A 12,507-nucleotide genomic window follows, 5' to 3' on the forward strand; every position below is an offset into this window, starting at 1 on the left:
ATTTTGATTATAATGTCTAAATCCCATATATATGACTGATTACCAGATAAATATACAAAATACTCGCTAATATTACAACTTTTTTTAATAAAAAAGATTAGATAAAAGCAAAATTACGCAAAATGGTTAGAACCGTTGCTATACAATGCTTTATAAAATAGTAGTCCAAGTTCAGAAGTCGGTGTCCGATAGTTTTTGGGCGTGAAAATACAAAGTTAGGTTACTAAATCGTTACTGATTGACTTCGGTAACTACATAGCTTAACCGATTATATTTCAGTCTTTTGCACCCTTTTCTACATTCCCTTGTAACTCAATGTAATTTAATTTTAAACGTTAAACATTTGAGTTATGGAGCAGACAAAAAAATCGACGTTCAAACTGCTTTTCTATTTGAAAAAGAACGAACTGAAAAAGAACGGTAATGCCCCGATTATGGCACGTATTACCATTGACGGAACCCCTAAAACTTTCGGTACAAAGTTAGAAATTGACCCCAATAATTGGGATTTAAAACACGGAAGAGTTCAGGGCAAAAGTGCGCAGGCATTTAAGCATCAATAAAAAACTGGATAACATACGTGGGCGTATCGACAAGATTTATGAAGATATGCTGAAGCACGAGTGCTTTGCGACCTCCCAAAAAGTGAAGCTATCGTTTTTGGGTGTTGGTGTAATGGATGATGCAATACTAAAAGTCTTCAATGACCAAAATGAGGATTTTAAAAAATTGGTCGAAAAGGAAGAACGTTCGCAAAGTACATACAACAAGTATATCACAGTTTACAACCACCTTACCACGTTTATCAAAGAACGCTATCATCGTGATGATATGGCATTTCGGGAATTGACTACCGATTTTATTCGTGAATTTGATTTTTACCTACGCTACGATTTACAGTCTTCGCATAATACGGTTTGGGTTTACACTATGCCTGTATTAAGTCTGGCGGAACTGGCTATTAAAAAAGGCTTGATACGTGATAATCCATTTCAGGATTATGAAATTAATATGGAAGAAACCGACCGGGGTTATATCCTTAAAGAAGATGTAGAAAAGCTGATGATGTGCGTACCACCGCACCCACGGTATGAATTGGTAAAAGACCTGTTTATTTTCAGTTGCTTTACAGGGCTTGCTTACGCTGATATTAAGAAACTGACAAGGAATAATATTCAATCATTCTTTGACGGTCATCAATGGATTATCAGCAGGAGAAAGAAATCAGATATTGCTTCTAATGTTCGGTTAATGGAAATCCCTAAACGTATCATTGAGAAATATCAGGGTACTACAAGGAATGAATTTATCTTTCCGGTTCCGACCAATGCAACCTGCAATACGCACATAGGTAAATTGATTGAAAAGGCAGAGATTGTTACAGAGCAAAAAGTAACCTTTCACACGGCAAGGCATACTTTCGGAACAATGTTTTTAACCGAGGGCGTACCGCTTGAAAGCCTTAGCAAAATGATGGGACATAAAAACATTTCCACCACACAGATTTATGCTAAAATCACAAGCCAAAAAATCAGTAAGGATATGGATTTGGTTACGCCTAAATTCAAGGCTATGGAAGAAGCGTTTATGATGGCAATCTAATTATCATTTATCTAATCATAATGAGCAGAACTTAACGGTTCTGCTTTTTTTATGTCTCTATTTTTTAGGCAAAACACATTTACTTCCCTTACACAATCCAACGCTGTAAAAGAGCTTTTGCCTACTTCCAAAATAGAAAATTGAAAAACGAAAACCCTATCTAACTCCCCCTGCCATTCCGTTTTTCAAATCTCTATTACAGGCTATCATAGCCTGGTCATTAATGCCATAAAAATTTAGAACAGAAAATTTCCACAATCAACCGGTAAAAAGGCAGCTAAGTTATAGCGGGCAGCCATCGCATACACCCACCAATAAAAAAAACGAATGAACGGTTTCCCCCTAAAGGAACCCCCATTAAATCATTTTTTTTCTTGGTCATCGCTGTTGCCCGCTTGGATTATCTGCTTTCTTTTTTCCGGTTTTTCTTTTGGAAAAATTTATGCGAAGCGAAGCAAACCACAACGGGAAGCGGGAAACGAGAAAAGCGAGTGAATAAATAACATTTTTTCAAACATCAAAATTTTAGCATTATGGCACACAACATCAATTTCAACGAGCAAACAGGACGTCATTCATTTTTCAGCGTTCAACAAAAAGCGTGGCACGGTTTGGGGCAAATCGTAGAGCAGTACCCAACAAGCGAGGAAGCAATTGTACACGCAGGTTTAGATTACGAGGTTATCAAATCCCCGCTGTTTACACAGGGCAGAACAATCAGCATAGGCGACAGCGGAGAGCTGATTGAAGCCAACGACATCTTAGTACCTAACAGTTTCGCCACACTGCGCACCGACACTAATACACCGTTGGGCGTAGTAGGCAAAGACTACCATATCGTACAAAACCGTGAGGCATTCAATTTCTTTGATGCTATTGTAGGCGGGGGCGATGGTATATTGTACGAAACCGCAGGAGCATTGGGCAACGGGGAGCGCATTTTTATCACTGCCAAGCTGCCCGACTATATCCGAGTAGGTAACGGCGACGACGTAACAGAAAAGTACATCTTCTTAACCACAAGCCACGACGGTAGTGGAAGTATTACCGCAGCGTTTACCCCTATCCGTATCGTGTGCCAAAACACCCTTAACGCTTCATTGCGGAGTATGACCAATGTGGTGCGTATCAAACACACATCAGGAGCAAAACAACGCCTTGAAAACGCTCACAAGGTTATGGGGCTTGCCAACACCCTAAGCACACAGTTAGAGAACATTTTTAACGACTGGGCTAAAGTAAGGGTAACAGACCGAGAAGTAAAAAAGCTAATCCAGTTGGCACTTTGCCCGAACAAAGAAACGCTCAACCTGCTTAAAAAAGGTGCTGAAGATGAAGTTTCTACCTTGTTTAAAAACACCGTAGATGATGCCTTTGAATACGCTATGATAAGCGACACGCAGCAAATGGACACTACCAAAGGCACATTGTTCGGGGCTTACAATGCCGTTACAGGATACTTTCAAAATGTACGCAATTACAGGGATGGCGAAGCCAAACTACAATCTATTGTAATGGGCGGTACAGCACAGCTAAAGACCCAAAAAGCCTTTGAACTGTGTACAGACTTTGCCTATTCAGGAGCAGAGATTTTCAACTTCAATTAATCATCAAAGGCGACTGCCTGCAAAGGTGGTCGCCTACTAAAAACAAAAGATATGAAAGCATTAAATAAAATGGACAACCTCGATAAAGCGGGCTTGTTATGTAAACTGTTTCCCGAAGAACTGGAGAACCTGCAAAACGCTATAAAAATGCAATGCGACTACTTCCTGCAAAATGAAACCGCCTTTCGTGAGGGTTGGTATCAAAAGGGATTTTTCACCGCTGAATTTTGGTACAGGCTTGTGCAGAATGCACAAAAAGGGACAGACAAAAACGAACCACTTTGGAAACGCCCGCATTGGTTTACAGACCACTTTTTTGACGGACACAATTCAATTTTTGCTATCCACTGCCTGATTGAATATACAGAGGATGCACAATGCGACCTGCAATTAAAACAGGCGATACACCTGCTTTTCGGGAGCGACAAATTTTTACAGATAACCTTAAATGATAAATAATTATGGCTAATTGGTGTAACAATTGGGTTGTTTTTGAGGGAACACCCGAAGCAATAGAACAGTTAACACAGCTATTCAAATCAATGGCTGAACAGGAACAGAAAGACAACTGCGGGCAACTGCCCGATTTCGTACAGGACACGCACGGAGATTATTTCTACAATATTAGTCAGGACAATGAAAGTGCGGGCGTGTTCCAGTATGAAACAAAATGGTCGCCAAATACAGAAACCGTTAAGCAGATAGCCGAACATTTCAAAGTGGACTTTACACACGAGTATGAGGAATTGGGTTGCTTAGTGTATGGTAAGGCGACATTTGAAAACGGCACATTAACAGAAACTTGCTTAGATAGCCAGGACTTTGACCGCTACGAATTAGACGAGGAAAAGGACACCTACCATTTTGAGGGCAAGGAGTATGACAGCGAGTGGGAAATACTCGACACCTTGTTAGAGCGTAAAATCGAAAATCAGTTAAACACAACTAAAATTTAGAACAATGATACTATCAGATAAAACGACAGCACATATTTTGATTAAAGCCAACACTAACAGCGAATGGGATAATTGCGAGTTTGCAATTATCCACCTATCCGAAGAATGGAAACAGGAACAGGCAAAACGGCTTGCATTGGTTCAGCCATTAGAGGGCAATCACTATTTCTGCTCGATGAACTATTATGATACGGCAGTAGATTTTTACAGGACAGGCGAAGACGACAGCCCGAATATTGAGGAACTGCTAAACGGTAAGGAATGGGTATTTGTGGAGCTTGACGAGCAGGAAACGTTTACCGTACCTGAAAACCGACTGGACTGTTTCAGGCTTGTATTTCGGGCAAATGGTACAGGCTACTATACCGCATACGGGAAGCATACGAGCGAAGAGTTTTGGACTGATGAATTTTTACTAACCCAGTTAATTGCTTAATCAGAAAAATTCCGCACAATGAAAATCAGAGATAAAAACGGGAATTGGATTGAAGTTACCGACCTTAAAAAAGCTATTCGGCAAACTGGGGGTGGTATAAAGAATATCAGCACAACCCACCAGTGGAAAGCGACAAGGAAAGGCAGGCATATTGGGCAGATATGCACGAGAAATTAATAGCTTTGAAAGAACAGTTAAATAAGCCGAAAAATTAAAACACCGCCTGACCCGAAAAGTCGGGCGGCAAAAAGACAGATCCTCCCGGTGGTCGGGCAGTCTTTTTGCTTTAATTGGTGCAATCCCTTTTAGCAAAATGTACCCTTACACAAATCCTTTCTTTCCATTTTACCAAACAGGTTGCGGCGTTATTGCGTGGGATATTCGTTATCTCACTGATTAGTTTTTGATAATGCTTCTTGATAGTAATTGATTTTTGATTTCACAAATGCGAGTTCAAGCGTCCTTTTAAATTTACTAAATTTGTTATATAGCGAAAAATCGCGAGTTTAAATATGGGAGGAGTTAAACAGAGATGGCTTGAATTAGAAAGTAGACATTTAAGCAGTATTCCAGATAAGAATATTTGTATAAAGCACATTGACGATAAAAGCATCAAGAATTTCATTAAACATAATTACAACGATGGTTATTGTGATTATTGTGCTAAGGAGCTAAAGGTAGTTCCTCTTGAAGATTTGATGGAATTTATTATGGATGGCATTTCTAACTTTTATGAAGATGCCGCCAATTTTATGAGTTACAATTCAAGAGAGGGAGGCTATCTTGGAGAAATCTATACGCCGGATGAGCTTATCCAGGAACTCATAGAGTTAAATGCAGAACCGTTCGAGGTTATAGAGGATATCGTCGGCTCAATTGACGATATTGCTTGGGCTCAACCTGACCTGTATTACGACAATATTAAAGATGATTTAGAATTTCAGTGGAATTACTTTAAAGAAATCATTAAACATAAGTCCCGCTACCTCTTTTCATCAGCAGGCAGCAGCCTGCCTAAAGCCTTGCACATACTACAAGAGGTTAGCAAACTTATATCAAAATTAAATATAATAAGGATTGTCCCGGCAGGTACAAAACTTTATCGTTGTAGACAACACGACTTCAAAACAAAAATTACTGATTTTAACGAAATCACTGCTCCCCCTAACAAAAAGGCAATTTATCCAAATCGATTTAGCCCTTCAGGAATATCGATGTTCTATTCTGCTTTTGACGATGATACAGCAATTTTAGAAACAATAAGCAGGACAGATAAATACAAAAGGTATGTAACGATTGCGGAATTTGAGACTTTAGAAAATCAGGTTGTTGTTGATTTTAATAAACTCCCTAAAATTCCAAGTATTTTCGGCATTAAGGACAAGAAACGATATTACCTTATTTTATTTCTATACTCATTTGTAAGAGATATAACTCAACAAATTATTAAGGATGGTAAAGAACATACCGAATATGTTCCAACTCAAGTTGTGACTGAATTTTTAAGATATCCATTCAATAAAAACAGAAAGAATAAAATATCTGGAATTATTTATCCCTCATCGCAAAACAGAAATCATCAATCGGCAGTGTTTTTTTGGGATGACGAACTAAGTAAAGAAAAAGTAAAATTAAACACCTTAAAAAGAAATAAAATCATTTAATGAAAATTGACAGTGAACATATTGTAAAGCAATCTGAAGAGTTTGCACGGAATATAGCTAAGCAAATTTCAAAAATAACAATTAGACCGTTCTGTGAAATTTCCTTTCATTCATCGGAATATAGAGATAGGGAAACGCTTTCAAATTATCTGCATAAAATCCCTAATAGTGACAACCCACTCATTTACATCATTCAGATAAAATCCCCGAAAATTTTAAGTACACTGATTAAATATTTTGAAGATTATCAATCAGCTAATAAACTAAAAGTGAAGAACAAAGACCGAGTTAATCTTTCCCGGTACAACAAAACTTCAACAGATATATTATATGTTGGAAGCTCAACCACTGATTTCAAGACAAGAATTAAGAACCATCTTGGCACAGAAGGAACTCGGGTTTATAGTTTGCATTTATGCAAGTGGGACAATTGTTTAGAATATGATTTGAATATTTTTGCATACGAAGTCATTTCAGAAAGCAATGAAGTTATTGAGCGTTTCATTGTCGAAATTCTTGAACAGCAGTTTTGGGATAAGCTCAAGCCAATATTTGGAAAACGAAGTGGTTTATAATTCCAAAAAATATTAAACAACTGAATTAATGAAAACATTATACATTATTGGTAATGGATTTGACATCCATCATAAATTAGACACAAGGTATCAAAGTTTTGCAAACTACTTGGCTGAAAATAATAGTGAGGTTTATGAACTCTTATTAAATTATTATGGACTTCCTGATATTACAAATCCTGAATTGACAGATGAAGAGTATGCGTTATGGTCAAGATTTGAGCAAGCCTTAGCTGACTTGGATTATTTATCGGTATTAGACGATAATTCCGACTTAATTGCTCGCCCTGGTGCTGAAGATTTTCGAGATAGAGATTGGCATAGTTATCAGATAGAGATGGAAGAAATCATTAAGGATTTAACGACCACTCTAATTAGCGACTTTAATAAGTTTATTCTTGAAGTCAAATACGAAAGCATTTCTGATGATGTGCTAATTGACTTAGAAGATGATAGCCATTTTTTAAATTTTAATTATACTAAGACACTACAGGAAAGCTATGGCATTCCCGAAGAACGAATAACCTATATTCATAACAGAGCAGATATAGATAATTGTACTCTTATTTTAGGACACGGAACTGACCCTGCAAATTTTGATGAGAAAGAAGAAGAACCACCACAAGGATTAAGCGAGGAAGAATTATACGAATGGCGTGAGCATAAGGCTGATGAATATGACTTTTCTTATGAAAGTGCCAAACAAGAAATACTATCTTATTATACAAAAACTTTTAAAAATACAGCTTCAATCATAGAAAACAATATCGGTTTTTTTAACAATCTTACAGAAGTTGAAAAAGTCATTGTATTAGGGCATTCAATCTCAGAAGTAGATTTAAAATATTTTGAGGTATTAAAAGCCAAACTAAATAAAAATGTAATTTGGAGTGTTTCGTATTACAGTGAGCTTGAAAAGCAAGCACATAAAGAAACACTTTCGCAACTTGGAATAAATAACAACAATATTGTCCAAATAAAAATTACAGATTTAAAAAAGCAATCTTAGTTATTAGTAAAATATTCCTGTGCAATTTTAGCTACTCCCATACTAAAATATCTTCCGTCATTGACAACAACTTCAACGGCTTTTCTAAAATCGTCTGCATCGCTACCAATAAACAGATAACCAGAAAAACCAATTTCTAAAAGAGGTTTTACGGCTTTTTCTGCATCAATATCACTATGAGCAATCAGTTTAATAGTTGGATATTGTATCCTTAATTTTTGAAGTTGTGCCAGCACATTCTTGCCGTAAAAATCAAGGTCAATCATACAAACTTTCGGAAGCTCTTTTAATACTGACAATTGAGATAGTCCTACATCAATATTTTCTGAACGAAACAATACTTTAGTACCTGAAGCAACAAGTTCATTGCAAATAACATCTAAAATCAGGCTTTTATTATTGATAAAGGCGAGGGTAATTCTTTTTTGTGCTGTACCAGTTTCCATATTACTACTTTTTGAGTTTACGTAGTTCTGCACAAAAAAGAAGCGCAGGCTACCACACTTACCGCACATTGAGGTACTGGTATACCCGACAACGAATAAGCGAGCGCCCACGCCTTTGACGTGAGCGTTCTTACTTATCTGTCCCGTTGTCTAAAAATTACCAGTTTTCAATGTGGGACCTAAAGCAAAAACACTTTAAGTATTTTCTATATTTTCAGCAGCAAAGATACTAAACTCGTTTCTTTTTGACAGCATATATAACGAAAAAGGCTACAATAAATCTGTTCTATTTGAAATGTAATTTTGCTCCAGTATGGTCAGAATATCGCTTTCCTTGTAAATAATCTTACCACCAATCTGTATATACGGCAGGATATTATCATCCCGGTATTGCTGCAAAGTCCGTTTGCTGATATGGAGCAGTTTGCACACATCTTCGCTCGATAGATAAATTTCTCCGTTCATTACAGGGCGGTAGTTTTTCAATATGCTTTCGATACGGCTTCTTAGCTGTGCAATCATTTCCTGATGGGCAATGATTTCTTCATTGTCATTCGTGAATAAATCCATTTTCGGCAGTATTGTACGGCTGTCCGGCTTCGAGCAAAGCCTGTACATCCGAGCGTTTATAATAATTCTTACGGTTCAGTCGGGAATAAGGTAATAACCCTTTGTCCTTATACGTCTGCAAAGTCCGCTTGGTAATGTTCATCATCAAACAAACTTCCTGGTTATCGAGCCATTGCTCTTGTGCGAAAATCGGCGTGTACTTTTTCGTGGCATTTTCGGTCAGTTCCAAAAGTGCTTTCAACTCGTTTTTCATTCCCTCCAGTACGGACTTTTGTATTGCGATAACTTCCATTGTGTGCTCAATTTTCCGTGGAAGTCGAATTTATAAAGGCTTATTGCTGCGTTGGGGAATGTTGCAGGGTTTGGCTTTGATAGGCAGTGTTTGGCGGTTTACTATTCTGTATAAATAAAAAATCGGATAACCTTTTCGACTATCCGATTTGCTTATTACTTAAGTCCTGTCCTATAAGTGTTGTCAAGTTTGTTATGGATTATTGTTGCTACAACCAATACTTCCGTCATTTGTGAGAGTTGGGTATCCTCTAATATTTTCGGATTGTGCGCTTTTGGGTTTCTGTACATAGAAAAAAATCCTTTACAGAAGTTTCCGAAGCCTTTATGTTCACTTTCCTCGCTTGGATTATTCAGAGTATTAAAAGCAAGCATAGGTCTTTTGTCTTTTCCCAAAGCAAAACAGTCATCAACTAAATCTGCTCCGTCTGAAGTATAGCCACTTTTTTGCCTAAGCCTTTCCGCCACACTTTTTGTAATCTCGAGTATAGCGTGAAAATAGTTTTCCTTTAACCATTCAGCCTCACAGTAAGGCAAAATTTCTGAATGAACCCCAATACCGTGTACTTTTTCTTTTATTTTTAGTGACCTACTTTTAGCTTCTGAAATGGTTTTAGCTCTGTCAACTTGCCGTGGTTGTCCAGCTTTATCAATTTCTATTCCTTCATAAACCAGTTTCTCATTGATAGTGGTTCTATCCTTTTCAAATTCATCTTCTGAATTGTATCGCTTTGGATTTAACAGTCTGACAACGAACGCTAAAACATTATTTCCACACCTATCTTGAACTTGTCTTTCTTTTAAAGCATAAAATAGTCTATCTGTTTTGTTAGTACCGAATTGAGATTGAGAAATGCCAGCACCAGATAAATGTTCTGTAATTTTTGTATGTGTTAGTATATTTGAAATAATATCTGATATATTTCGTAGGGTTATGTCATCGAAAGATTTTGTCATTTTATAATTTCTCTTTTAAAACTACCTATACAGGTTTTTGTATTTTCACATTTTGTTGTTCCTTATCTTCTTTCTTCTCTCGGGAATAAACCCAAAGAGACAATAGCCCAAATATAATCAAGGCGTAAGCTACCCATTTGCCAATCTTTTCAATTAATTTAATGAAAACCGAACTTTCATAAGAGGAGAAGCCTTCTGCTCCCATAGGACTACGCCTATAAAACTTTCTACGGTTAATCCAGTAGCGAAGTCCCAAGCCTGCAACCAAAAATATGATACCTATAACCAATGATGCGACCATAACAAAAACACTTTATTTCCACTGTTTGAATTTACGAAAAATATTTGTTTCAGCCTGTAACCGATGTGTACCAAATGCAAAAACGGCTTACCGATCAGATAAACCGTTTTTTTTATCAATTGAAATACTGCTCTTAATCGCTACTGTTAAATTGAAAAGTTATCTGCTTTTCATTCCCGAAACTGTCCGAAATCCAAACATCAAAGGACTGTGATACGGCAGATGTTGAAGTGTAATACAACCTGAACTGCTCCGTTGGTAATTGGTACAGGTCATTGGGCTGATAAGGCGGTTCATTGTAGTATTGCAACGTTCCCTGCCCGTCAAACTGGAAATAGCGGAGAAAATACTGCGTGTTGCTGTAATTGCCTTTACGCTGTATGGTAATGCGTATTTCTACGGTTTGCTCGTTGGCAACATCTTTAGGTACTGGCATTACATTTACCTCGAAAGGAAAATTGTTCTGTATTTCGAGGTCATCATCTTTGCTGCAAGATACCAACGTAACCGAAGCTGTGAGGATTGTAAGGAATACATATAGTGGCAGTAGCCCCGTTCTGAATTTATTGAATATTGCTATCATCGTTTTTACGTTTTAAAAGTTAAACCTTAATCCCACACCTGCTGACGGTCGGAACTGTTGTAAATCCGTACCCCAAAGGATTTTTGTACGCCCTTGCAGGACTAATACAAAACGGTCGGACAGGTACGTTTCAAAAGTGAGGCGACCGCCTGCACCGTAGATAAAATTATCTTCGCTCAATATCTTCGCACCGTCGTACAACATTGTTTCGCCCCGGTTGATGGTTTCGTAACCGACCACACCTGTTACGACGAAATTCAGCGTGATGTTCTTACGGGCATCGCCCAACAAAAAGAAGCTGTAACCGCCCTCTGCGGAATAGGTTTCCTGCGGTATGCGGAGGTCTTTATACCCGTGGTACTGGTGGGTATATTCCAACGCCCAAAGCTGATAGTTACCATTCTTACCGTTTACCGTCATTGCTGCGCTGATGTAGTAATCATTGCCAATCTTATCATCAGACAATACACCTGCACTTATTTCCAATCCTTTCTGCTTCGGCAGCATTCTTTGCGCCTGTGCAGCCGTGATGCCTATCAGGACAAACAGCACGGTATAGATATACTTTTTCATATTCTTGCTTTAAAGGGTTATTAAAATTTCAGGTGCATATCGTCAATCAAACGGGCTTTGATTAAATCGGAATTTTCGACGTGCAATGTTTGATGCCTGCCACCGTTTTTCTCGAAAATCTCAATCAGCAGTACCTTATCATCGGCAATGGTAAACTGGTCTAACAGGAACACATTTTGTTCGGTCGATTTTCCGGAAATACCGTCCAATGGCTTGTAAGTTCTCAAAGGAGTTAAAGGGCGTTCCTGGACTACGGTGCGTTTAGCTACCTTTTTATCCACTACTTTGAAATTGATGAAATCAATCTCGAAAGGAACATTGGCACGGTTTCTCAATTCAGTATGGAAATAGTATTTGCCGTTATGTATGTAAATCCCTTTTAGGATAAACTGAATGCCGAAACTCTTAGCACCGATATGCTTTACAATGCGTTTGTCTTTCTTGTAAATGGTTTCCAAAAGCAAGCCTGCCAGTGACGGCGAATTGTTGCCCAGTTCTTCAAAAAGCACATCGTTACCTTTGGCTTTATCCACCGCTTTTTGCATCGTGAGCAGGTCATAGCTCATTGCCTCCGGGTAGGAACTGTAATACACGTTGAAACTATAAAAACGTCCGTCATTCGTAATAACGGAAAAATTCGTTTCCGGCTCAAAGTCCCTTACAGATGCTTTTACACGCAACACGTTTTCCGCATCTTCGGCTTTCCCTGCAATAAGGTATTCGCTGCCCAAATCCACGTAACGAATGGCGGTCGGGAAAATCAGGTGCGAGGTTTTATCGTAGGTAACTTCCATACGGTACGGCTCTATCTTGCCCAATGCAAGTGGTGTTCTGATGCTGTCCTGTGCATTAGATTGTGCAGCAAAGCCGAGTATAAGGGCAATAGCCCAAAAGGTTTTTAAATGATTTTTCATTGTTTTATTTATTTGAGTTCAAC

General features: G+C 38.1%; 16 protein-coding genes and 1 pseudogene. 9 read left to right on the top strand and 8 right to left on the bottom strand.

Features of this window, described 5'->3' with window-relative positions:
• Positions 1–350: 350 nt before the first annotated feature.
• The 9 genes and pseudogenes from BUA76_RS16505 (at position 351) to BUA76_RS16545 (ending at position 7,849) form a co-directional block, all read left to right on the top strand.
• Positions 351–1,602: pseudogene (locus BUA76_RS16505) on the top strand (site-specific integrase).
• Positions 1,603–2,135: 533 nt separating this feature from the next.
• Complete coding sequence (locus tag BUA76_RS16510) at positions 2,136–3,209, top strand: DUF932 domain-containing protein (RefSeq protein ID WP_072885901.1); 1,074 nt, start codon at positions 2,136–2,138, stop codon at positions 3,207–3,209.
• Between the two features lie 51 nt (positions 3,210–3,260).
• The gene (locus BUA76_RS16515) at positions 3,261–3,668 is read left to right on the top strand and encodes a hypothetical protein (RefSeq protein WP_072885902.1); all 408 of its coding nucleotides are present in this window, start codon (positions 3,261–3,263) and stop codon (positions 3,666–3,668) included.
• Positions 3,669–3,751: 83 nt separating this feature from the next.
• Positions 3,752–4,165 carry a DUF1281 family ferredoxin-like fold protein gene (locus BUA76_RS16520; RefSeq protein WP_228408502.1) on the top strand — a complete coding sequence of 138 codons (414 nt, stop codon included), beginning with the start codon at positions 3,752–3,754 and terminating at the stop codon, positions 4,163–4,165.
• A gap of 4 nt (positions 4,166–4,169) precedes the next feature.
• Positions 4,170–4,601, top strand: coding sequence for a hypothetical protein (locus BUA76_RS16525; RefSeq protein ID WP_072885904.1), 432 nt, complete (start codon positions 4,170–4,172; stop codon positions 4,599–4,601).
• Positions 4,602–4,619: 18 nt separating this feature from the next.
• Positions 4,620–4,778, top strand: coding sequence for a hypothetical protein (locus BUA76_RS16530; RefSeq protein ID WP_228408503.1), 159 nt, complete (start codon positions 4,620–4,622; stop codon positions 4,776–4,778).
• 335 nt (positions 4,779–5,113) lie between these two features.
• Entirely contained in the window at positions 5,114–6,265 is a 1,152-nt protein-coding gene (locus tag BUA76_RS16535; RefSeq protein ID WP_072885905.1) for a HEPN-associated N-terminal domain-containing protein, read from the top strand.
• Entirely contained in the window at positions 6,265–6,840 is a 576-nt protein-coding gene (locus tag BUA76_RS16540) for a hypothetical protein (RefSeq protein WP_072885906.1), read from the top strand. Before BUA76_RS16535 ends, BUA76_RS16540 begins: the two co-directional genes overlap by 1 nt.
• Before the next feature lie 28 nt (positions 6,841–6,868).
• Positions 6,869–7,849, top strand: a complete 981-nt coding sequence (locus BUA76_RS16545; protein ID WP_072885907.1) for a bacteriophage abortive infection AbiH family protein — start codon at positions 6,869–6,871, stop codon at positions 7,847–7,849.
• Here the strand turns inward: BUA76_RS16545 and BUA76_RS16550 are convergent.
• From BUA76_RS16550 to traN, 8 genes are all read right to left on the bottom strand, one after another.
• Positions 7,846–8,295 carry a response regulator gene (locus BUA76_RS16550; protein ID WP_072885908.1) on the bottom strand — a complete coding sequence of 150 codons (450 nt, stop codon included), beginning with the start codon at positions 8,293–8,295 and terminating at the stop codon, positions 7,846–7,848. The two genes, BUA76_RS16545 and BUA76_RS16550, sit on opposite strands and share 4 nt — an antisense overlap.
• Before the next feature lie 270 nt (positions 8,296–8,565).
• Positions 8,566–8,817, bottom strand: coding sequence for a helix-turn-helix domain-containing protein (locus BUA76_RS16555; protein WP_449390466.1), 252 nt, complete (start codon positions 8,815–8,817; stop codon positions 8,566–8,568).
• 28 nt (positions 8,818–8,845) lie between these two features.
• Positions 8,846–9,157 (bottom strand): helix-turn-helix domain-containing protein, encoded by a 312-nt coding sequence (locus tag BUA76_RS16560; protein WP_072885910.1) that lies wholly within the window; start codon positions 9,155–9,157, stop codon positions 8,846–8,848.
• Between the two features lie 155 nt (positions 9,158–9,312).
• Positions 9,313–10,113 (bottom strand): TIGR02391 family protein, encoded by an 801-nt coding sequence (locus BUA76_RS16565; RefSeq protein ID WP_072885911.1) that lies wholly within the window; start codon positions 10,111–10,113, stop codon positions 9,313–9,315.
• Positions 10,114–10,138: 25 nt separating this feature from the next.
• The gene (locus BUA76_RS16570) at positions 10,139–10,414 is read right to left on the bottom strand and encodes a molybdenum ABC transporter permease (protein WP_072885912.1); all 276 of its coding nucleotides are present in this window, start codon (positions 10,412–10,414) and stop codon (positions 10,139–10,141) included.
• Between the two features lie 133 nt (positions 10,415–10,547).
• Positions 10,548–10,997, bottom strand: coding sequence for a DUF3872 domain-containing protein (locus tag BUA76_RS16575; RefSeq protein WP_072885913.1), 450 nt, complete (start codon positions 10,995–10,997; stop codon positions 10,548–10,550).
• 12 nt (positions 10,998–11,009) lie between these two features.
• Complete coding sequence (locus BUA76_RS16580; RefSeq protein ID WP_072885914.1) at positions 11,010–11,570, bottom strand: conjugal transfer protein TraO; 561 nt, start codon at positions 11,568–11,570, stop codon at positions 11,010–11,012.
• A gap of 20 nt (positions 11,571–11,590) precedes the next feature.
• On the bottom strand, positions 11,591–12,484 hold the full coding sequence (gene traN / locus BUA76_RS16585) for a conjugative transposon protein TraN (protein WP_066436433.1): 894 nt from the start codon (positions 12,482–12,484) through the stop codon (positions 11,591–11,593).
• Between the last annotated feature and the right edge of the window lie 23 nt (positions 12,485–12,507).

The sequence above is a fragment of the Chryseobacterium takakiae genome, assembly GCF_900129385.1.
GTDB lineage: Bacteria > Bacteroidota > Bacteroidia > Flavobacteriales > Weeksellaceae > Chryseobacterium > Chryseobacterium takakiae.